This window comes from Bradyrhizobium sp. MI1.11 (assembly GCF_055811255.1).
On record NZ_JBVVPM010000010.1, the window covers coordinates 55,988 to 77,308 of the forward strand.

Sequence of the window (21,321 nt, forward strand, 5' to 3'; positions counted from 1 at the left end):
CAAAGGGCGCTTATGGATCAGGAGAGGGTCATTTGGCCGCAGACGCGTACGGGCGCGCCGGATTCAGCTCGGCAAGCAACGCTCTCGCCATCTTGAGGCTGCGCGTATCGAAGCCCTCGGTAAATCGCAGATAGACGGACGCAAGCATATCGTGCGCCTCCTGGCAGCGACCGCCTCGCTGCCATAGTCTCGCAAACCCGATCGCCGCGCGAAGCTCATAGCCCAGCGCTCCTTGATGACGAGCGAGGTCGAGCGCCTGCACGAAGCTCATCTCCGCCTGCGAAAGATCCGGATTGCTCTTGTGCATCAGCGCTTCAGCCCTTGCGCGCAGCATGTCGGGCATCTCCATCATGAAGTTGCAGTGCCGGGCCTGGACAATCGCCTGATCAATGGTGTCGAGGGCTTCGTCACCGTGACCTGTAGCCGACAAGGCATCGGCGAGGGACATGCGCAACCCTGCGACCGCACCGAAGCTCTGGCTCTGCAGCTTGTCGATCGAGCCTTTCAGCATAGCGAGCCCGATGCCGGTCTCGCTTCGGGCCAGCAGCGTGATCCCCTTCATCGCCTCGCCGACCATCTGGAGAATGGCGAGGTTGTGCCTTCGAGCCTCCACGACGAGCCTGTCGATGTGTTCTTCGCAATCCGCCAGATCGCCATTCCAGAAGAAGACGTCGAATGCCCATGCTAACGCTCGGCAGAACATGACCGGATGGTTCGTCGCGATCACGTCGGAGATCGCCCGGCGCACCATTTGCGCTGCTTGATCCGGATATCCCTGAAGCCAGAGGACGCGCGCAAGGGTGATTTGAGCGCGTTTAGGGTATTCGAGGGTGAGGCCGCTAAGGATGTCCCCATCCATGCCCGGATGACGCAACGCCGCTTCGATGTATGAGCGGGACTCAACGAACCTGCCGAGATATTGGTAGGAGATGCTGAGCAACACGCGCATGCGCGCGACGGCAATGGGATCGTTGCTGGTCAGCGCAACGGCTTCGCCGCGTTTGGCGGTGGCCAGTACCTCATCATATCTGCCGACGAACAATTGCAGCAGGTGCAACTGGTCGATCAAACGGATCTGCCCTGGCACGTCGCCGATCTTCTCGGTCAGTTCAAGCGCCCGGTTGAGATGATTAACGCCCACTCCGTCGAGCCGTCCCGTGAGCATGCGGGCGGCGCCCAGCGCAGTGTGAAGGACGAGACCCTGCCTGATGCTTCCATTGGTTTCATCCAGTGCTTCGATGGCGCGAGTGACCCAGAGTTCGCATTCCGCCAGGAGCGACAGCTTGAAAAACAGCGGAATCGATGCCGCAGCGAGCGCCACGCCGATTTTGCGGTCTCCCTGATCGGAGAAGCACCACGTCAGCGCGGCGCGGACGTTACCGAGCTCCTCGGCAACCGCCGAAAGGTCTCGGTTCGCTTCGCTCCCGATCCTTTCAAGGAGACCGCGAAAGTAGCAGGCGTGACGTCGCGAGATCGCGCCAGCGTCCCCGCTGGCGACAAGTTTCTCTTGCGCGTACGCCCGGGTCGAGTCGGCAAGGCGGTAGCGGGTTGGTTGCGAGCCGGTGTTCAGTGTAAGCATCGACTTGGCAACGAGGCCGTCGATGATCGCCAGGATCGTGTCGTCGTCCTCCGTGGCCGCGGCAATCGATCGGGCGGCGTCCAGGGTCATGCCGCCGACGAACACCGACAGCCGGCCGAGAATCACGCGCTCCGGTTCGGATAGAAGATTGTAGCTCCATTCGATGGTTGCGCGCAGCGTCCGGTGTCGGGGCAGTGCCGTGCGTCGCCCCTCCCACAGCAAATTGAGGTGCTGATCGAGGAGCTGGACCATCGCCCTCGCGCCGTATGCGCCCACATGGCCGGCGGTGAGTTCGATGGCAAGCGGGATGCCGTCGAGCCGACGGCAGAGGTTGCCGACGTCCGGGGCGTTCGCATCCGTCAGCGTGAACTCGCCGCCTCCTGCAGTCGCACGCTCCACGAAGAGTTTCACGGATGGGTAAGCGAGGGCGTTCGCGGCCGTCAGAACGGCCTTCTCCGGCGGGCTCGGGAGCGGCGGGAGACGGTATGTGAACTCGCCTTCGACGCGCAGCAACTCCCGGCTCGTGGTCAGGATGTGCAGCTCCGGGGCCGCCTGGTAGAGCCGCTCGGCCAGCGCCGCCGTTGCTTCGATGACATGCTCGCAGCAGTCCAGAATGAGCAGCATGCGCCTGTCGCGCAGGAATGCCGCCAGGCTGCTCGCCGGATCATTCGATCGCGCCGGCAGTCCAAGTGACGATGCGACGATCGCCGGCACCGGAGCGGCGTTGCCGGTTTCGCCGAGACCGATGAAGTGGACATGTCCGGCGAATTCCGCGAGCAGGGCGTGGCCCGCGGAAATGACGACCGTGGTCTTGCCGATGCCGCCGGGGCCGACAACCGTGACGAAGCGGTGGGCTCTCAGACTTTCCGAGATGTCCTGAATGGTATGCTCACGCCCCACCATCTGCCGGGGATGCGCCGGCAAATTGTGGACATAAGTCGGATTGGTCGACGCAGCTTGCCTCTGTTTGGGGCGTGAGACCGCGGCGACGAAGCAGTAGCCCTGGCCGGAGACCGTGCTCAGATATCTGGCGCCGGCATCGCCGTCTCCGAGTGCTTTGCGGAGTGCGGCGATATGGACACGCAGGCTGTTTTCCTCGACGTTGGCGCCCGGCCATGTCGTGGCTATCAGATCCGTCTTGCTGACGACGTTGCCGGCCTGCCGGACCAGCGCGAGCAGGATGTTGAACTCACGATCCGATAATCGGAGCGGGCTCCCGTTTCGTTCAATCCGTCGCTGCGAGAGGTCGAGGCGAAACGGCCCGAAGAGAAAGATCTCATGGGCGGACTCGTCTTGAGCGGAGCGGCCGGCTTGGGCCATCATGTCGTTGCTTTGCCAGCGGGGGACCATTTTCGGATATCAACCCGGCGCACGACTCGTCACGTTCTATGACTTGGAAGCACACCAAGACGTGTGAACGCAGTGGCCCTTAAACGGTAACATCCGGTAGTTTCGGGGTAAAGCATCGGGCTCTATCACTTTCGTCTGAGGCTTGGATGTGCGGCGCCACGATGCGCGCCTTATCCGATCAATGTCGGCTTGAGAATGTCTTCCAGTCCGATCCGGCGGAGCAGTTCCGCGCGGACGCTGTCGGCGACGGTGTCGACGGCTGCAGCCCCGTCGTCGTCCGGACCGAAATGAACGCGTAGCGGACGCTGTCCGAATGGCATATCGACGATATCGGCTATGGCGGTCGCGACGTCTTGCGGAGTTCGATCCTTCGCCGGAAGCTGCCCAAGTGCCGACAGCGCGATCTCGCTCAAATCGGCCGTCGGACCATCCGCGTATTCCTCTGCCCGAACGGTGTCCAGCGGCCGGCCGGAGCGAATGTAGTGGCCGGGCCCGAGCGCGCTGGGAACGACGATGGTTGTCTCGACACCCCAACGCGCGAGCTCGCCGGCATAGCCGAGCGCTAGCGCATCCAGGGCAGCCTTTGAGGAAGCATAGGCGCCCAGGAAAGGAACCGAGCCGCCTCGCGCGCTGCTCGACGAGACCCATATCAGCAGGCCATGGCCCTGCTTGCGCAACTGTGGCAACGCGGCCCGATTGAGCCGTTGCGCACTCAGCACGTTGGTGTCGTAGAGTTCGGCAAGCTGGGCCGGTGTAAAGGCCTCCGCCGGCCCGTAGAGGACCTGGCGGGCATTGTGCACGATCACGTCGAGGCGGTTGTTCTCAGCGACGATGGCGTCGATAGCCGAGTTGACGGAGGCTTCCGAGGAGACGTCGAACGCGATGGTTCGGAGGTCCGCGCCACGCTTGCCGTCCTCGGCTCCGCCATCCGCGCCGCCGTGCTCATCCACTTCCGGCATTGAAACGTAGACCGTGTGGCCGGCCTGTGCCAATTTCCTGCAGGTGCTTCGTCCGATGCTGTTCGCAGCTCCTGTGACGATGATCACTTTGCCCATTCGAATCCCAATCGCATTCCACCTTCCGCAAAGACACCAGCGCCATCGCGACACGTTCGTCGTTTGGCGATTGATCGCCGCCCTTGTGCGAAGAGTTCCTGAAATACAGCCGGGCGCAAGACGGGTCTTTCGAGCCCGGCGGCTGATTTCCAGATCGCACGAAATATTTCGAGAAAGCCCGAAAGCGGATGAGGACGGGTCTCCCGCGGACCCGGCAGGCTCGAACGTGCCTTCGCGAAATTGGCGTTGGCTTTCAGAAGATCGCGGCTGTGGCCGCCGGCTACAAGAGCCGCTCGACAGAACGGGCCGTGTGACGCGTCTGTGTCAGCTTGCTCGTTACGAGGAGAAGCGATGAATCAATCAGGCAAACTGCCGCGTTCGGGACTCGGACCGCTCGTGTTGATAGCGGCCATCCTCGGAGGCGGGGCTGCGGCGTTCGCGTACACTGCGGGCTGGCTCTCGCCCGGGCGCCTGACGCCGGAGCAGATGATTGCGGCGCTGACGCCTCCGAGCGGCGCACCGCTCGGGCACCGGCGAAATCATGCGAAGGGGATCTGCTTCACCGGCATCTTCGAGGCCAACGGAAACGGCGTAGAACTTTCGCGGGCCAAGGTCTTCGAACGCGGCACGTATCCGGCGCTGGGTCGCTTCAATCTCGGCACTGCGGATCCGAACGCCGTGGATGCAACTGTCCGTGTGCGCGGTTTGGGATTGCAGATCGCCGCAGCGGATGGCGAAGAGTGGCGGATGGCCCTGATCAACCCGCCGTTCTTTGCAGTGTCCACGCCGCAGGCGTTTCACGACCTGCTGATCGCATCCGCCGAGAAGGAGCCGGAGGCGATGAAGATTTTCATCCACGCAAATCCGGAATTTGCCGCCTTCGCGACCTGGGCGAAGACGGCGCCCTGGACCACCAGCTATGCGGAGGAGCCTTACCACGGGCTCAACAGTTTCATCTTCACGAACGCGAAGGGCGGGGAGCACGCGGTGCGATGGTCGCTGCTGCCCACTGTGCAGCCCGTTCCGGTTTCGCAAGCCGAGCTGGAAAAGCGCGGTCCGGATTTTCTCGAGCAAGAGATAGTGGAGCGAATCAGGACCGCCGGCCCGCAGCGCTGGACCATGGTTACGACGGTCGCAGATCCCGGCGATCCGATCGCGGACCCGAGCAGGCCCTGGCCCGAGGGGCGCCGTACGGTGCAGCTCGGAACGCTTGCCGTGCAGCGGATCGAACCCGAGCGGGATGGACCCTGCCGCGACATCAACTTCGATCCGACCGTGCTGCCGCGGGGAATCCGGCTGTCGGACGATCCTTTCCCGGCCGCGCGCTCGTCGGTCTACCGCAAGTCCTACGATTTGCGTGCGGCCGAAGCCGGCGACTATCCGCGAACCGAGTCGGCGAGGCCATGAGCAACGCTCCGCATCGTTTCGCCCTGATCCAGCGGCTGCTGCACTGGCTGATGGCAGCCTGTATCGTTGCCATGTTCTTCATCGGCGTCGGCATGGTGTCCACCGTGGCGCCGAAGTACTTGCCGCTCATCCTGATCCACAAGACGCTCGGCGTCACGCTTCTGGTCCTCGTTGTGATCAGGCTGGCGCTGCGGCTCCATTACGGCGCGCCGCCGTTGCCGGCAGATCTTCCGCCGGCGATCAAGCTGGGAGCAAGATTGTCGCATCGGCTCCTCTATGGCTTCATGATCGTCATGCCGTTGCTGGGTCTCGGCATGCTTTGGGCTGCGGCTTATCCAGTCGTCCTGTATGGCGGGATTCGAATTCCGGCGTTGCTGCCGCAGAGCGACCGCGTGCATACATTGCTATGGAATGCTCATTTTTACCTGGGCTTCGCGTTCTTTGCCCTCGTGCTGCTGCATCTGGCGGCCGGATTGTTCCACGCATTGATCCGCCGCGACGGCGTATTCGGGACGATCGCACCCTTTCCACCGCGGAACAGGACGACGCCGGCGGAATGAGCGCTTCGCGTGCCGGCGAAATCCGCACCTCAAATTTCTAAACCTCCAGCAAGGATGACGACAATGACCAAAGCAGATCTCCAAAGCCCGACGGATCTGGGGGCCAATGCGAACCGGGACGTTCCAGCCGCGCTCAGAGCGCTGCTGGCTGATGTCTTCGCGCTGTACCTGAAGACCAAGAACTTCCACTGGCACGTGTCGGGTAGGCACTTTCGCGACTACCACCTCATGCTCGACGAGCAGGCTGAGCAGATCTTTGCCATGACCGACGACATTGCCGAGCGGGCTCGCAAGATCGGCGGAACGACGTTGCGCTCAATCGGCCAGATCGCACGCGAGCAGCGCATTCTCGACAACGACGCCGACTATGTCGACCCGCAGGACATGCTGGCCGAGCTGCGCAGCGACAATCAGCAACTGACGCGAGAAATGCGCCGGGTCCACGAGCTCTGCGACGAATACGGCGATGTCGCTACCGCAAGCCTGCTGGAAAACTGGATCGACGAGACGGAGCGGCGGATCTGGTTCTTGTACGAGACCGGCCGCGACGGCCCGAACTCGTAAGCACCTGGCATGGGATGCGGCCGCAAAGCGAAGCGGGCCGCCGCGCAGCGACGACGCGGAAGCGAGGGAGATCCTCGCGTCCGCGTATTGCTGTCTGATCGTCTTCGCATCGATCGACCAGGGCGCACGCCACCTACCCGTCGGTCGTGAATCCCGCAGCAGCGTTTCACATCGTGCGGATGAAACAATGGCGCTGCATCCTCGAAAGATGACTGGACGCGGATCTCTATAGGCTTGACCGCATCCATGACCGGCAGGCCGGTCATACGTACAAGGGTCAAGCCATGACGGATATGTCGAACTCGAAGGCGTCGCTCGGAAGGGCCGTTCACGCGATCAGCGGAAAATGGGGCAGGTTCGTTGCGCTGGGGGTCGGTGAACTGATCCTCGGCGGCATTGCGTCGGCCAATCTGATGGCAGCAAGCCTCGCTTCCGTGCTCGTCATCGGCGTCACCATGGCAGTCGCCGGGATCTTCCAGATCGTGCATGCCTGTTCGGTGCACGGCCTGCGCGGCTTCCTGTTCTGGCTGCTCGCCGGAATCGTCTATGCCGCTGCCGGAGCCGTCATTCTCTATGATCCGCTGCTCGCGTCGTTCACGCTGTCGCTCGTGGTGTGCGCCTTCCTCGTCGTTGCCGGTGCGACACGGATCTGGGCAGGTTTCCATATCCGGCCGGCGGCGGGCTGGCGCTGGGTCGTGGCAGCCGGCGTTGTGACGTTCTGCGTCGGCGCCATGCTGATTGCGGTCTTGCCCGCCGTCGGCCTGTGGCTGCTCGGTGCGATGCTGGTCGTCGATCTGGTCTTCCAGGGTTGGGGCTTTATTGCATTCGGGCTCGCGCTCAGAAGTCGGGCCTCGCGGCATTCGGCCGAACCGGCGGCGGTGTGAGCCATGATGACAGGGTCGACATTCACGCGGCACCGGGAGATCGCCTGGCGCAGCGGTCGCACGAAATCGACATCGCGGCTGGTTGCCGAGGAGAGCGCCATCGCGCTCACCTACAACGGATCGACCCATGCCGTGATGATGGGAACGCCGGCCGATCTGGAGGATTTCGGTGTCGGCTTTAGCCTAACCGAGGCGATCATCGATCGCGCAAGCGAGATCAGGAGCATCGAGCTGATCTCGAACGAACTCGGCATGGAAGTGCGGATGTGGCTTGGGGGGGACCGCGTGACGACCCTGGCCGCGCGGCGCCGCGCCATCAGTGGTCCGGTCGGGTGCGGTCTATGTGGCATCGAAAGCCTTGAACAGGCGCGTCGCACGCCATCGCGGGTCGGAGGCGATGCCATTGCCTTTCACGCGCGGGACCTGCTGAACGCCATGCATGCGCTGTCTCCGTTGCAGGTTTTGAATCAGCACACACGATCCGTTCACGCGGCAGCCTTGTGGCGCCCTCGCACGGGCATTGCCGTGATCAGGGAGGATGTCGGCCGGCACAACGCGCTCGACAAGCTTGCCGGCGCAATCGCCCGCGACGGCAAGTCAGCCTGCGACAGCGCCGTGCTGCTGACGAGCCGCGTTTCGGTGGAGATGGTGCAGAAGGCTGCGATGATCGGCGCGCCGGTCGTTGTGGCCGTTTCCGCGCCGACCGCGCTCGCGATCCAGACCGCGAACGAGGCGGGAATCACGCTACTCGCCGTCGCCCGCGATGACGGATACGGCGTGTTCACGCATCCGCGCCGTGTTCTGCTGCCTGACGAGGCCGCGCCGCGCGCCGGCTGCTGACTTCAGCGGACCGGCGAATATGGCCATGCAAACTGCAGCACTGGAGCCCCTGGCCGGGACAAGCGTCGAAGCCTGTGCGCCGGAACGATCGCTGCTGGTTGCCTCTGTGCTGAGCATGTCGGGCGGTTTCCTCGACGCGTTTACCTGGCTGTCACTCGGCGTCTTCGCGAGTTCGCAGACCGGTAATGTCGTCTTCCTCGGAATCTATGCGCTATCAGGGCAATGGCAGCGCGCGCTTCATCATCTTCTTCCGCTCGTGGCCTTTGTCCTGGGAGCGTTGGTGGCGGTTCGCACCCGGGCGGCGTTATGTTGCCTCATCGGAGAGATCGTCTGTCTCGCCGCGACGATGCTGTTGCTTCATCGCGTTTCGGATGAGATCACGATCCTCGTCATCTCTTTTGGCGTCGCGCTGCAGTCGGCAAGCTTCAGACAGGTCGGTCACTGGAAATACCTCTCGGTCACGGTCACCGGCAACATGCTCCGCGCCATGGATCAGTTCGTTGCGGCGCCTGATCGCGATGCGGCGCGCGGCGCCGGAACCATGCTCACGCTCTGTTTGGCGTTCCTGCTAGGGGCGGCCGTCGGCGGTTGCGTGACGAAATGGTTGGGAACCTGGAGTCTCGCTCTGCCGATTGCATCGTCGGTGTACGTGCTCTGGCTCTGCCGCCAGCGAAGCCATTCGCGCTGACGTCGCGCTCGCTCGCTGCGGGTCGAGGCGTTCACCATGCCATTCGGCAAAAGGACGTTCCTTCGCGGAAGCGCATGCGCCGTCCCCGCGGATAAGCTCCCGGGTGCGGCCGCGGCCCTTAAGGTCGACAACATTCCGCAGCCGGCCGCACGCGCGCCGGCGGCCGCGAACCGGGCGTGAGCGAACGGGAGTCTATCCGATGGATCCGACGGCACTCCTCCTGTCGCGGCTGCAATTCGCCTTCACCATCTCGTTTCACATCATCTTCCCGGCATTCACGATCGGCCTTGCCGCCTGGCTCACCGTGCTGGAAGCGATGCACCAGTACAGCGGCAAGCCGGTCTACCGGACCCTGTTCGCGTTCTGGCTGAAGATCTTCGGCGTGGCATTCGGCATGGGCGTCGTATCGGGCGTGGTGATGGCGTTTCAGTTCGGAACGAACTGGAGCGTGCTCTCGAAGATGTCGGGTCCGATCCAGGGCCCGCTTCTGTCCTACGAAACATTCACCGCCTTCATGCTGGAGGCGGGCTTCTTCGGCATCCTCATCTTCGGCCGGCCCCGGGTGTCGCCGTGGTTCTACCTGTTCTCGACCGCGATGGTTGCGCTCGGAACCACGCTGTCGGCGTTCTGGATCATGGTCAACAACAGCTGGATGCAGGTGCCGACCGGCTACGTCCTGCAGAACGGCCAGTTTGTGCCTGATGACTGGGCGCAAATCATCTTCAATCGCGTGGTCTGGGTCCGGTTTCCGCACATGCTGCTGGCGTCCTACCTGACCGGCGCGTTCTGCGTGGCGGCGACCGGCGCGTGGTATCTGCTGCGGCGGACCTATCGCGCCGAGGCACATGTGATGCTGCGGATGGGCCTCGCGCTCGCGGCAGTGCTGCTGCCGGTCCAGCTCTTCATCGGGCATCTCGTCGGTGACTACGTCCACGACTACCAGCCGGCCAAGTTCGCCGCGATCGAGGCACGCTGGCATGACGAGCAGCCGGCCTCGGAGGTGCTGATCGCAATTCCCGATTCGAGCACCGAATCGAACAAATACGCGATATCGATTCCCGTGCTCGGCAGTATCATCGGCAGCATGAGCCTGACATCGAAAGAGGTCGGCCTGACCAGCTTTGCGCCGCAGGACCGGCCGCCGGTGACGATACCCTTCTTCGCCTTCCGCGTCATGGTCGGCTGCGGTTTCGTGATGCTGGGGCTGGCTTGGCTTGGGACTTGGCTCGGCCTCAAGCATCGGCTCGATCGGAGCCGCCCGCTGCTGTGGGGCATCTTCCTCAGCTTCCCGCTGCCGTGGATCGCAATTCTCACCGGCTGGTACACCGCGGAAGTGGGGCGCCAGCCATGGACCGTCTACGGCGTGCTCCGCACTGCGGACGCCGTGACGCCGTTCCTGACCGCGTCGGCTGCGTTGGCTTCCCTGATCCTGTTCGTCGCGGTCTACGCCTTCATCTTTTCGTTCGGGACGTATTACATCTATCGGCTGCTGCGTGCCGGCCCGGCGGGACTCGGCGGCAAGCCGCTCCTCGCTCCCGTGCCCAATCGGCCGATGTCGCTCGCCGATCAGGTGCCGACCGCCCGCAGCTATCTCGAGGCAGGAGAGTAACCATGGTGATGTACTGGGTTGCCCTTCTTGCCATCAGCATTCTGATCTATCTCCTCCTCGACGGGTTCGATCTCGGCGTCGGCATGCTGTTCGGTGTGGCCGGCAGCGAGGCGAAGCGGCATGCCATGCTGAGCACGGTCGCTCCGGTCTGGGACGGCAATGAGACCTGGCTGATCGTCACGGGCGTGATCATGTGGGGCTCGTTCCCCGTTGTCTACGCCATGGTGATGTCGGCCCTCTATATCCCTGTCGTCGTGATGCTGCTTGGATTGATCCTGCGCGGCGTGGCCTTCGAGTTTCGCGGCAAGGCCCTCCGTTCGCGCTGGGTCTGGGACGTCGGTTTCGTCGCGGGCTCGTTCGCCGCCAGCTTCATGCAGGGCGCGATGGTCGGCGCTCTCGTCGAAGGGCTTCAGTTCTCCAACGGCGATTATACCGGTGGAACGCTCGGCTGGCTGACCGCCTTTTCCGCCCTGTGCGGGATTGGACTCTGCTTCGGCTATTCGCTGCTCGGGGCCTGCTGGCTGGTGAGGAAGAGTGATGGTCCCGTTCGGGATGCCGCGCGGAGCCAGATCCCGCCGCTGGCGACCGGCGTCCTGGTGTTCCTGGTCGTCGTCTTTGCATATGCGCTTGCCGAGCATCTTCCGATTCTGCAGCGCTGGACCGACCGGCCCTATCTGCTCGTGTTTCCCGCGATCGGCGCCGGTGCGGCCGCGATGCTGGCCAAGAGCATCCTGGTCCATGACGATTATTGGCCGTTCCATATGGTCGCGCTGATCTTCGTGGCGGCTTTCGCCACGCTCGCTCTGTCGTTCTGGCCCTACATGATCCCGTTCGTCATCACGATCGACGAGGCCGCGGCGCCTCATGCAAGTCTCGCCTTCATGTTCTGGGGCGCCGGCCTGGTCGTATTCCCGCTGATGCTGCTCTATGTCGCCGTCGGTTATCGCGTTTTCCGCGGCAAGGCGGCCCCAGCGGCCGATCACCACTGACCGCTGCACGGCTCGAAAGACGAACAAAAAGAAAGGCGCCGGTTTCGGCGCCTTCCTCGTTCTGGTCCCTATGTGGCTTTGCTTCAGGATTTGGGCATGACACCGGGGCTACTGTCCGGCCATTGGGCGATCAGCTTCTCGTCGATGTTGAAATGCTGGGCTACCAGCGTGGCCGGCGTGTGTGTCAGCCAGTTGGAGAGCGACACCTCCTCGTAGCGGGGCGCACGGAACACGCCGACGAACTGCAATTCGGTGTCGCCGACATTCTCGACATAATGGCCGAGATTGCGCCGGACATAGCCGATGTCGCCGGCCGAGAAATCCGTCGTCAGCGCGTTGGGGCCGGTGTCGAACACCGTCATCCGCGCCTTGCCTTTGATGTAGTACTGCCACTCGTCGGCGTTCGGATGCCAGTGCATCTCCCGGACCGCTCCCGGCGGCATCGTCACCAGCGCCGCGGCGACGGTGGTGGCCACCTTGAAGTTGCTGCTGTCGGCGACGCGGATGCTGCCGGCGGAGCTCTCCTTCACCGGCGCCGAACTGCCGAGCGAATGGATGAACGGATAGGGCGGTGCTTCGGCATGCTTGGCGACTGCGGCACGATCGGCGGCGAGATCGCTGGGCAGCGTGCCCTGGAAGATCCATCGATTGTGCAGCGGGATCTTCGCGAAAGCGTCGGCGGGGACGCCGAAATTCTTCCCGAGTATCTCGGGCGGCGTATGGGCGAGCCAGTCCGTCACCAGCAGCGTGTTGAACTCATTGGCGTGGCCGTCGTCGAAACAGATCACGAATTCGCAACCATCAGGCCCCAGGCCTTGCAGCGAGTGCGGTGCGCCCGGTGGGAAATACCAGAGGTCGCCGGCCTTGAGGTCGCCGACATAGGGGCGCCCCTGCGTGTCGAGCACGGTGATGCGGCAGCTGCCGTAGGTCATGATCGCCCATTCGGCCGCCTGATGCCAATGCAGCTCGCGGATGCCGCCGGCGGACAGCCGCATGTTGACGCCGGAGATTTCCTTCGAGATGGCGAAGTCCTCGACGGTGACTTGCCGTGCCCAGCCGCCATTCTGGATGCGCCTCGGCGCATTGTTGAACGAGGCCCAATCCGTCGGCAAGCCACCGACGTCGGTCGCCGGCGGGCTTTGTGCGGAGGGGAATTGCTTGCCCAGTTCGGGATTCTGCGGACCGGGATCAGTCAGGCTTCCGGGGCTCTTGGCGTTGACGGCGCCTTGCGGCGGCTCGTCCGGATTGCCGAAGGTTGCGGCCTGCGCACTGGAACCGACCATGGCGGCGCCTGCCGCGGACATGGCCAGCAAATCACGTCGTGAAAACATCTTGGGTCGCTCCTGAAAACTGTCGAAAGCCCTCCCGTAGCGACGGGGCTCCGGCCGACAAACCTAGTTTCCGCTTGCCGCTTCTGCTTCCGCGAACGGCGCTGTTTTTGCCGGAATGCATGGCTGCTTCGGCCCGCCGCCCGGGATCGAACGTGTGCAATTGCGAAATTCGGCTTCGTTCTGAAAAGACGGCTCTGCCTGCGCGATCCTTAACTGAACCGGAGAATTGCCATATCGAGAGATATCGAGATGACCACGAAATCGGTTCGTCCCTATCGCGAGCCCGCCGGCGGCTGGGGCGCACTCAAGGCGCTCAGCGAGGCGCTTCTGGTGCAGCGGGCGCCGCTGAAAGGTGCAGCGACGCTCAGCCGGATGAATCAACCGGAGGGTTTCGATTGCCCCGGCTGTGCCTGGCCCGATCCGAAGCATACCTCGTCATTCGAATTTTGCGAGAACGGCGGCAAGGCGATCGCCTGGGAGACAACATCGAAGCGCTGCACGCCGGAATTCTTCGCCGAGCATACCGTCACGGAGCTCGCGGGCTGGAACGATTACGATCTCGAAATGGTCGGGCGGCTCACTCATCCGGTGGCCTACGACGCCGCATCCGACCGCTATCTCCCGGTGGCGTGGAGCGATGCATTCGACATGATCGGTCGCGAGCTCAAGGCCTTGCCGGATCCGAACATGGCGGAGTTCTACACGTCCGGGCGGACTTCGAACGAAGCCGCCTTCCTCTATCAGCTCTTCGTGCGCGAATACGGCACCAACAACTTTCCCGACTGCTCGAACATGTGCCACGAGGCGACCAGCGTCGGCCTGCCGTACTCGCTGGGCGTCGGCAAGGGAACCGTGCTGCTGGAGGATTTCGACAAGACCGATTGCATCTTCATCTTCGGCCAGAATCCGGGCACCAACAGCCCGCGGATGATGACCAGCCTGCGCAATGCGGCACGCCGCGGCGCGTCCATCATCTCGTTCAACCCGTTCCGTGAGCGGGCGCTGGAGCGCTTCCAGGCGCCGCAGAGCCCGGTCGAGATGATCACGCTGTCGTCGACGACGATCAGCTCAAGACTGTTCCAGGTGCGGGTCGGCGGCGACGTCGCCGTCCTCAAGGGGATCATGAAGATTCTGGTGGAAGCCGACGATGCCGCTCGTGCCGCCGAGCAGCCGGAGATCCTGGACTGGGATTTCATTCGCGGCCACACCATCGGCATCGAAGCGCTGATCGATGATCTCAAGCGCACGCAATGGCCGGACATCGAACGTCAGTCCGGCCTGACGCGCGAGGACATGGAATATGCGGCCGGCGCCTATATGAAGGCCGAGCGCGCCATCCTCGTGTACGGAATGGGCATCACCCAGCACTGGCGCGGTGCGAACAACGTCCAGCAGATCGCCAACCTCGCGCTGTTGCGCGGCAATGTCGGGCGCGATGGCGCCGGCGTATGCCCGGTTCGCGGTCATTCCAACGTGCAGGGCGATCGGACCGTGGGAATCACGGAAGTTCCCAAGGCGGACTTCCTCGAGCGCCTGGAGCAACGCTTCGGCTTCACGCCTCCGGCCGCGCCGGGACACAACGTGGTGACCGCGTTGGAGGCCATGATCCGCGGCGAGGTGAAGGCCTTTTTCGCGATGGGCGGCAATTTCGCCGCGGCCATTCCGGACTGGCAGGCGACGCGGGCTGCGCTTGGCAAGCTCGATCTGACCGTCCACGTCTCAACCAAGCTCAACCGCAGTCACCTGATCCACGGCCACGCCGCCCTGATCCTGCCGTGCCTCGGGCGCACCGAGATCGATGTGCAGCAATCGGGGCCACAGTCGGTCACGGTGGAGGATTCGATGTCGATGGTGCATGCGTCCGCCGGCCGCAACAAACCGGCATCGGAGCATCTCCTCAGCGAGATCGCGATCGTCGCCGGCGTCGCCAAGGCGACGCTGGGCGAGCGCACGGTGGTCGACTGGGACGGCTTCGTCGCTGATTACGACCGGATTCGCGATGCGATCGAGGCGGTGTTCCCGATCTTCCAGGGCTACAACGCCCGCATCCGCGTCCCCGGCGGCTTCCATCTTACCTCGACGGCACGCGAGCGCATCTGGGCGACGCCGTCGGGCAAGGCGAACTTTTTGGTCTTCCCGGGTTGCGGCGAGGACCCGCCGCAGAGCGATCCCGATTTCCTGTGGCTCACCACCATACGCAGCCACGATCAGTACAACACGACGCTCTACTCGATGTCCGACCGCTATCGCGGCGTGTTCGGCCAGCGCGACGTGGTCTTCCTCAACGAATACGAGATGAGCAAGCGCGGGCTTGCCGACGGCGACCGCGTCGACCTGATAACCGCCTCGACCGATGGCGCCGAGCGGATCGTGCGTAACTTCCGCGTGGTAGCCTATGCCTTTCCGACCGGCTGTTGCGCGGCGTACTATCCGGAGACCAATCCGCTGGTGCCGCTCTATGCCCGTGATCCCCTGAGCTTCACGCCATCATACAAGGGCGTCCCGATCCGCCTGGTGCGTGCGGCCGCGGCAGGGGAATAGCGGCACCGCCGGAGTCACATATCCGCGTGAAGGTCGCAGCGCGGCGGATCGACGGGGATGGCGATGGGCAGCGTAAACCAGAACCGGGCGCCACTCGTACCATTGCTTTCAGCGCCGATCCGGCCGCCATGCGCTTCGACGATTGACCGGCAGATCGGCAATCCCATGCCCATGCCGCTGTCCTTGGTCGTGAAGAAGCTGTCAAACAGACGATTTGCATGCTGGGCGGCGATGCCGGGACCGTTGTCCTCCACCGAGCAGCACAATGTTGCGGCGTCCTGTGTGACCGTGCTGATGACGATCTTGCGATCGTCATATCCGGCCTGCGTTATTGCCTGCGCCGCGTTGATAGCGAGATTGACGATCACCTGCTGGAGTTGGGTGCGATCTCCGAGAACCAGCGGCGCGCCCGGATCGGGCCGGTGCAGGATCGTCACGCTGCGGGATTCCATCTCGTGTTGAAGGAAAAGAAGTGCTTCGCGGATGATCTCGTCAAAGGACAGCAATGCCTGCTCGGGGGCTTTCCGGGAGGCCATCCCGTGAACGCGCGCCACGATGTTCGCGGCGCGCTGGGTATCCACGACGATGTTCTCGATGGTCTTGCGGATCTCGAGGATATCGGGCGTGGGCCTGTTCAGCCACCGTAGGCCGGCGGCGCCGTTGGTGGCGATGGCGGCCAGCGGCTGATTGACCTCGTGCGCGATCGACGCGGTGAGCTCGCCGAGCATCGAGACGCGCGCGGCATGCGCGAACTCGGCCTGTACCTGCTGGAGCTTCTGCTGGGCGCGAATGCGTTCGGAAATGTCGATGGTAACGACCAGGCTTGCTTCGAGATTGTCAATGGGGCCGACGCGAGCCGTCGTAAAGAGAACGTCGACGATGCGGCCGTCCCACGTGACCATCTGGGTCTCTTCCTCGAAATTCGTTTCTCCGCGGAAGCGGGACTCGATAGCCCGGCGGAACGTATCTGGACGTTGCTTCCAGGTCTCGGCCATGGAACGTCCGACATAGCCTTCCCCGAAACTCTGGATGGCCCGTTCGTTGGCCTCCTGAATCGAGAGTGCGTCCATGCAGGTCCGGAGGAAATCGGGATGGCTATCGAGATAGAGGCCCAGATCGGTAACGCCCTCGGCGCGCAACTTTCGGAACAGCGCCATCAGCCTGCTGGTGTCGAGCTGCCGAAGCGCGATCGGCATCCGGCTGAACAAATGGCGGTAACGCTGCTCGCTCCGCTCCAGCTCGGCATGGGCCTTCTTCTGCGCGGTGATGTCCATGACCGCGCCGACGAGCGTCAGCGAAGCGGCCAGAAAAGCGGCGAAGGCAATCGCCGCGAAATTGTCTCCGAGCAGCGAGCAGGCGAAGGACAGCAAGGTCAAAACAAGGCTACCCCAAGCCCACAGCAGAATCCGATCCTGTATTGTGTGGATCGGCAGCAAACGGCGCCACCATCGACGAGGCTGTACGGGGTCGGAGCCATCCAGGCATTCGAGCGTCATGCAAAAGGTTTACCGCCCCGCCGGAGGCCGGTCTTTTGCCTTTTCGTCGGCGCTTTGTCAAAACGCACGAAGCTGTGATCGAGCTGGCATCATGCCGCCAGTTAACTACTCAAGCGGATTCATGGCGCAATCCAGTATCCGCTTCGCGCGTGGCTGGAGTGGATGTCTCGGCCGACCGCGGCTTGCGTCCGGTGAGCCAATTGCTGAGCCGGTCCAGATAGAGATAGACGACGGGCGTCGTGTAGAGCGTCAGGATCTGCGATAACATCAGACCGCCGACGATAGTGTAGCCGAGCGGCTGACGCAGCTCGGCGCCGGTGCCGGAGCCGATCATCAGCGGTACGCCGCCCAGCAGCGCCGCCATCGTCGTCATCAGGATGGGGCGGAAGCGCAGCGTGCAGGCCTGGTAGATCGCCTCTTCCGGGCTGAGCCCGTGCTGGCGCTCCACCTCGAGGGCGAAATCGACCAGCATGATGCCGTTCTTCTTGACGATGCCGATCAGCAGGATGATGCCGATGATGGCGATGACGCTGAGATCCACGTGGACCGCCAGCAGCAAGAGCAGCGCGCCGATGCCCGCCGACGGCAGCGTCGACAGGATCGTAATGGGGTGGATCAGGCTCTCATAGAGCACACCGAGGATAATGTAGATCACGATCAGCGCCGCGCCGATCAATAGCGGCGTGCCCGACAGGGAGGACTGGAACGCCTGCGCATTGCCCTGGAACGAAGCCGTTAGCGAGGCGGGCTTGCCGGTGCTCTTCTCGATGTTCTGGATCGCCGCCACCGCGTCGCCCAGTGCGACGCCGGGCTTCAGGTTGAACGAGATTGTCACCGAGGGGAACAGGCTCTGGTGATTGATCAGGATCGGCGCGGGCTTGATTTCGCTGTGAACCAGCGTGCTCAGGGGGACCTGCTGGCCGGTGGCCGAGTTCAGGTAGATGTCCTTGAGCGCTTCGGGGCCGTACTGAAAACGTGGGTCGACCTCCATCACGACATGGTACTGGTTCAGCGAGGTGAACATCGTGGAGACGATGCGCTGGCCGAATGCGTCATCGAGCGTGTTGTCGATCGTCGTGGGCAGGATGCCGAAGCTCGATGCGACCTCGCGATTGACGGTGACCTCCAGCCTCGGGCCGGCATTGGCCTGGTCGCTCGCGACGTCGGTGATGAGGTCGAGCGCGCGGAGCTTCTCCAGAAAGATCGCCGACCAGTTGGTGAGCTCGTTGGAATCGGCGTCCGTCAGCGTGTACTGATACTGAGTCTTCGACAGCCGTGCGCCGATGGTGATGTCCTGCGCGGCCTGCATGTAAAGCCTGATGCCCTGAATATGGGCGAGCCGAGGCCCTAGCCGCTCGATGATCTGATCGGCGCTGGCCTTGCGCTCGGGCTTCGGCTTCAGGACGATGAAAATGCGTCCCTGGTTGAGCGTCGCGGTCGGGCCGCCCGGGCCGATATAACTCGCCACCGACTGGACCGCTGGATCCTTCGAGAGGATATCGACGACCGCCTGCTGGCGCTCGGACATCGCGGGGAAGGAGATGTCCTGTGCGGCTTCGGTGATGCCGACGATCTGCCCGGTGTCCTGCTGCGGGAAGAAACCCTTCGGTATGACGACGTAGAGGTAACCGGTCAGCGCGATGGTCGAGAGCATCACCAGCAGCGTCACGAAGCGATGGCGCAACACGATTCGCAGGCCTCTCGCATAGAGTGCCAGCAGTGCGTCGAAGCCGCGTTCGAAGGCGAGGTAAAGCCGGCCGTGCTTCGCCCGCGAGTCGTCCTTCAGCAGGCGCGCGCACATCATTGGCGTCAGCGTCAGCGAGATGATGAGCGACAGCAGCAGCGCGGCGGTGATCGTGACGGCGAATTCCTGGAACAGCTTTCCGACGTAACCGCCCATCAGGAACAGCGGGATGAACACCGCGATCAGCGACAGGGTGATGGAGACGATCGTGAAGCCGATTTCGCTGGAACCTTTGAGCGCGGCCTCCATCGGCGTCATGCCCTGCTCGAGATGGCGCACGATGTTCTCGATGACGACGACGGCATCGTCGACCACGAAGCCCACCGCGATCGACAGTGCCATCAGCGAGAGGTTGTCCAGGCTGTAGCCGAGCACGTAAAGCACCGCGAACGTGCCGACCAGCGACAGGGGAACCGTGATCGCCGGGATGATCGTGGCCCAGAAATTCCGCAGAAACAGGAATATGACCATCACCACGAGTGCGACCGTCAGCATCAGCGTGAATTGAACGTCGGAGACTGCGGCGCGAATGGTGGCGGTCCGGTCGGCGGCAATCGTCACCTTGATCGCGGGCGGAACGGAGGCTTGCAGTTGCGGCAGCAGCTTCTTGATGCGATCGACGGTTTGGATCACGTTGGCGCCGGGAACGCGCTGCACCGCCAGGATGATGGCGCGATCGTTGCCGTACCAGCCGGCCAAGAGGTCGTTCTCGGGCCCGTCGACCGCCGTACCGATGTCGCGTATCCGCACCGGTGAGCCGTTGCGATAGGCGATGATGAGGTCTTCATAGGCGGCGGGCTTGAGCAACTGATCGTTGGTGTTCAGCGTATAGGTAACGCGCGGGCTGTTGAGCGTGCCCTTGGGCAGGTCGACATTGGCGCCGGCGATCACGTTGCGAACGTCTTCGAGGCCGATGCCGCGCGCGGCAAGCGCCTGCGGATTGACGCGAACGCGGATTGCGGGTTTCTGCTGGCCGCCGATGCCGACGAGGCCCACGCCCGGCACCTGCGAGATCTTCGGCAGCAGGATGTTCTCCGCATAGGCATCGACCGTGGTCAGCGGCAGCGAGTCGGACGTCAGCGCGATCAGCATGATCGGCGTCTCCGCCGGGTTCACCTTCCGGATCGTCGGTGGGTAGGGGATATTCGGCGGCAAGAACGGGCTCGCGGCATTGATCGCGGCCAGCACGTCCACCGCTGCGCTGTCCACCGTGCGCGACAGCTCGAATTGCACCGTGAGCTGGGCCACGCCGAGCGCACTGGACGAGGTGAGCTGAGTGATACCGGGAATCTGGCTGAGCTGCTGCTCGAGCGGAGTGGCCAGCGACGAGGCAATCGTGCCCGGGTCGGCGCCGGGCAGTTGCGCCGAGATCTGGATGGTCGGGTAGTTGACGTTCGGCAGCGCGCCGACCGGCAACAGCGGATAAGCCGCAAGGCCGCACAGCAGCAGGCCCGCCATCAGCAGCGCGGTTGCGATCGGCCGCAGGATGAAGGGGGCGGAGATGTTCATGGGATTGCGTCCTGCACGGCGCTCTGCAGGTCGGCTTCACGCGCGGCCTTGCCGTGCAGCTCGAGAACCCGGCTGCCTTCCGTCAGTCGATACTGGCCGTCGACGACGACGACGTCACCGGATTTCAGGCCCTGGTCGATCAAGGCCTGGCCATCGGTGATCTGGGCGACGTGAACGGGACGCAAGGTAACCGTCCGGTCAGCGGCTACGACATAGACATAGCTGCCGTTCGGCCCCTGCTGCACGGCCGAGCCGGCGACAGTGAGCGCATCCTTCTGAATCTCGAGCAGCAGGCGCGCATTCACCAACTGGCCCGGCCATAGCCGGTGCTCATGGTTCGGAAACACCGCCTTGAGCTGGACGGTGCCGGTCGTTCCCGCGATCTCGTTGTTGACCAGCAGTAGCGTGCCTTCGTCGAGCTTTGTCTTGTTGTCCTGGCTGTAGGCGATGACCTTCAGGGCGCCCTTTGCGGCGTGCTCCTGGATCATCGGCAGGTCTGCCTGCGGCAGGGTGAACAGCAGCGAGATCGGCTCGATCTGGGTGACGACGACGAGGCCATTGGCGTCGGTCGGATGAATGACATTGCCGACATCGATCTGGCGAACGCCGGTGATGCCGGGAACGGCCGACGAGAGGCGCGTATAGCTCAGCTGGACGTTGGCCTCGTCGATCTGGGCCTGGTCCGCCTTCACGGCAGCCTTGAGCTGCGCCACCTGCGCCGTCTGCGTCTCGATCAATTGCGGGGTTGCATAGCCCTTGTCGCCGAGTTGATTGTAGCGGGAGAGATTGGCTTCGGCATTCGCGAGCTGCGCCTGGTCCCTGCCGCGATTGGCCGTCAACTGCTCGATCTGGGCCTCGTAAGGACGCGGATCGATCTGGGCGAGCAAGTCGCCGGCCTTGACGGCCTGTCCCTCGGTGAAGGCGATCTTGACGATCTGTCCTTGAATCTGGCTGCGCACGACGTCGGTGTTGTAAGCGATCACCGTGCCGATGCCGTGCAGATAGATCGGAACGTCCTTGCCCGTGACCGTGGCGGCGACCACCGGCACCGCAGCGGGCACGGGTGCGGCTGCCACGGCCGGCGATCGGTCGGTGCCGAAGAACCAGAAGCCCGCGCCGAGCATGATCGCAGCGAGAGTGAGGAGCGCAATGGTGAGGTTCCGTTTCACGGTGAT

At 63.6% G+C, this 21,321-nt stretch carries 16 protein-coding genes; 10 read left to right on the forward strand and 6 right to left on the reverse strand.

Annotated features, from left to right (window positions below):
- Positions 1 to 28: 28 nt before the first annotated feature.
- A complete protein-coding gene (locus tag AC0L30_RS12885) occupies positions 29 to 2,899 on the reverse strand; it encodes an ATP-binding protein (protein WP_473404410.1) in 2,871 nt (956 codons plus the stop codon).
- Between the two features lie 200 nt (positions 2,900 to 3,099).
- A complete protein-coding gene (locus AC0L30_RS12890; protein WP_473366480.1) occupies positions 3,100 to 3,984 on the reverse strand; it encodes an SDR family NAD(P)-dependent oxidoreductase in 885 nt (294 codons plus the stop codon).
- 351 nt (positions 3,985 to 4,335) lie between these two features.
- On the opposite strand from AC0L30_RS12890, the gene AC0L30_RS12895 reads away from it, so the two are divergent.
- The 8 genes from AC0L30_RS12895 to cydB all read left to right on the forward strand — a co-directional run bounded on the left by AC0L30_RS12895 (position 4,336) and on the right by cydB (position 11,525).
- Complete coding sequence (locus tag AC0L30_RS12895; RefSeq protein ID WP_473404411.1) at positions 4,336 to 5,391, forward strand: catalase family peroxidase; 1,056 nt, start codon at positions 4,336 to 4,338, stop codon at positions 5,389 to 5,391.
- Positions 5,388 to 5,951 carry a cytochrome b gene (locus AC0L30_RS12900; protein WP_473404412.1) on the forward strand — a complete coding sequence of 188 codons (564 nt, stop codon included), beginning with the start codon at positions 5,388 to 5,390 and terminating at the stop codon, positions 5,949 to 5,951. Before AC0L30_RS12895 ends, AC0L30_RS12900 begins: the two co-directional genes overlap by 4 nt.
- 63 nt (positions 5,952 to 6,014) lie before the next feature.
- Positions 6,015 to 6,515, forward strand: a complete 501-nt coding sequence (locus AC0L30_RS12905) for a Dps family protein (protein ID WP_473255420.1) — start codon at positions 6,015 to 6,017, stop codon at positions 6,513 to 6,515.
- Positions 6,516 to 6,799: 284 nt separating this feature from the next.
- Entirely contained in the window at positions 6,800 to 7,399 is a 600-nt protein-coding gene (locus tag AC0L30_RS12910) for an HdeD family acid-resistance protein (protein WP_473404413.1), read from the forward strand.
- Positions 7,400 to 7,402: 3 nt separating this feature from the next.
- Positions 7,403 to 8,239: a formate dehydrogenase accessory sulfurtransferase FdhD gene (gene fdhD, locus AC0L30_RS12915; protein ID WP_035993483.1), complete on the forward strand. Its 837-nt coding sequence runs from the start codon at positions 7,403 to 7,405 to the stop codon at positions 8,237 to 8,239.
- A complete protein-coding gene (locus AC0L30_RS12920) occupies positions 8,163 to 8,927 on the forward strand; it encodes a YoaK family protein (protein WP_473404414.1) in 765 nt (254 codons plus the stop codon). The genes fdhD and AC0L30_RS12920 overlap by 77 nt, the downstream gene beginning before the upstream one ends.
- Before the next feature lie 199 nt (positions 8,928 to 9,126).
- On the forward strand, positions 9,127 to 10,536 hold the full coding sequence (locus AC0L30_RS12925; protein WP_473404415.1) for a cytochrome ubiquinol oxidase subunit I: 1,410 nt from the start codon (positions 9,127 to 9,129) through the stop codon (positions 10,534 to 10,536).
- A gap of 2 nt (positions 10,537 to 10,538) precedes the next feature.
- Positions 10,539 to 11,525 (forward strand): cytochrome d ubiquinol oxidase subunit II, encoded by a 987-nt coding sequence (gene cydB, locus AC0L30_RS12930; protein WP_473404416.1) that lies wholly within the window; start codon positions 10,539 to 10,541, stop codon positions 11,523 to 11,525.
- Positions 11,526 to 11,608: 83 nt separating this feature from the next.
- Here cydB and AC0L30_RS12935 read toward each other — a convergent pair whose 3' ends face one another.
- Positions 11,609 to 12,856, reverse strand: a complete 1,248-nt coding sequence (locus AC0L30_RS12935) for an oxalate decarboxylase family bicupin (RefSeq protein ID WP_473404417.1) — start codon at positions 12,854 to 12,856, stop codon at positions 11,609 to 11,611.
- A 249-nt stretch (positions 12,857 to 13,105) separates the two neighbouring features.
- On the opposite strand from AC0L30_RS12935, the gene AC0L30_RS12940 reads away from it, so the two are divergent.
- On the forward strand, positions 13,106 to 15,397 hold the full coding sequence (locus AC0L30_RS12940; RefSeq protein WP_473404418.1) for an FdhF/YdeP family oxidoreductase: 2,292 nt from the start codon (positions 13,106 to 13,108) through the stop codon (positions 15,395 to 15,397).
- A gap of 14 nt (positions 15,398 to 15,411) precedes the next feature.
- On the opposite strand, the gene AC0L30_RS12945 is transcribed toward AC0L30_RS12940, so the two are convergent.
- The gene (locus tag AC0L30_RS12945) at positions 15,412 to 16,536 is read right to left on the reverse strand and encodes a sensor histidine kinase (RefSeq protein ID WP_473404419.1); all 1,125 of its coding nucleotides are present in this window, start codon (positions 16,534 to 16,536) and stop codon (positions 15,412 to 15,414) included.
- Between AC0L30_RS12945 and AC0L30_RS12950 the strand changes: the two genes are divergently transcribed.
- Positions 16,489 to 16,971: a hypothetical protein gene (locus tag AC0L30_RS12950; protein ID WP_473404420.1), complete on the forward strand. Its 483-nt coding sequence runs from the start codon at positions 16,489 to 16,491 to the stop codon at positions 16,969 to 16,971. The genes AC0L30_RS12945 and AC0L30_RS12950 overlap by 48 nt on opposite strands.
- A gap of 31 nt (positions 16,972 to 17,002) precedes the next feature.
- Here AC0L30_RS12950 and AC0L30_RS12955 read toward each other — a convergent pair whose 3' ends face one another.
- Positions 17,003 to 20,146: an efflux RND transporter permease subunit gene (locus AC0L30_RS12955; protein ID WP_473404421.1), complete on the reverse strand. Its 3,144-nt coding sequence runs from the start codon at positions 20,144 to 20,146 to the stop codon at positions 17,003 to 17,005.
- The gene (locus AC0L30_RS12960; RefSeq protein ID WP_473404422.1) at positions 20,143 to 21,315 is read right to left on the reverse strand and encodes an efflux RND transporter periplasmic adaptor subunit; all 1,173 of its coding nucleotides are present in this window, start codon (positions 21,313 to 21,315) and stop codon (positions 20,143 to 20,145) included. The genes AC0L30_RS12955 and AC0L30_RS12960 overlap by 4 nt, the downstream gene beginning before the upstream one ends.
- Between the last annotated feature and the right edge of the window lie 6 nt (positions 21,316 to 21,321).

Bases quoted from the DNA above. Each gene is read 5' to 3' on its own strand.
- AC0L30_RS12890 (WP_473366480.1), bottom strand. From the start codon at position 3,984: ATGGGCAAAGTGATCATCGTCACAGGAGCTGCGAACAGCATCGGACGA.
- AC0L30_RS12900 (WP_473404412.1), top strand. From the start codon at position 5,388: ATGAGCAACGCTCCGCATCGTTTCGCCCTGATCCAGCGGCTGCTGCAC.
- AC0L30_RS12950 (WP_473404420.1), top strand. From the start codon at position 16,489: ATGGCTATCGAGATAGAGGCCCAGATCGGTAACGCCCTCGGCGCGCAA.
- AC0L30_RS12940 (WP_473404418.1), top strand. From the start codon at position 13,106: ATGACCACGAAATCGGTTCGTCCCTATCGCGAGCCCGCCGGCGGCTGG.
- cydB (WP_473404416.1), top strand. From the start codon at position 10,539: ATGGTGATGTACTGGGTTGCCCTTCTTGCCATCAGCATTCTGATCTAT.
- AC0L30_RS12905 (WP_473255420.1), top strand. From the start codon at position 6,015: ATGACCAAAGCAGATCTCCAAAGCCCGACGGATCTGGGGGCCAATGCG.
- AC0L30_RS12955 (WP_473404421.1), bottom strand. From the start codon at position 20,146: ATGAACATCTCCGCCCCCTTCATCCTGCGGCCGATCGCAACCGCGCTG.
- AC0L30_RS12925 (WP_473404415.1), top strand. From the start codon at position 9,127: ATGGATCCGACGGCACTCCTCCTGTCGCGGCTGCAATTCGCCTTCACC.
- AC0L30_RS12895 (WP_473404411.1), top strand. From the start codon at position 4,336: ATGAATCAATCAGGCAAACTGCCGCGTTCGGGACTCGGACCGCTCGTG.
- AC0L30_RS12935 (WP_473404417.1), bottom strand. From the start codon at position 12,856: ATGTTTTCACGACGTGATTTGCTGGCCATGTCCGCGGCAGGCGCCGCC.
- AC0L30_RS12910 (WP_473404413.1), top strand. From the start codon at position 6,800: ATGACGGATATGTCGAACTCGAAGGCGTCGCTCGGAAGGGCCGTTCAC.
- AC0L30_RS12920 (WP_473404414.1), top strand. From the start codon at position 8,163: ATGACGGATACGGCGTGTTCACGCATCCGCGCCGTGTTCTGCTGCCTG.
- fdhD (WP_035993483.1), top strand. From the start codon at position 7,403: ATGATGACAGGGTCGACATTCACGCGGCACCGGGAGATCGCCTGGCGC.
- AC0L30_RS12885 (WP_473404410.1), bottom strand. From the start codon at position 2,899: ATGGCCCAAGCCGGCCGCTCCGCTCAAGACGAGTCCGCCCATGAGATC.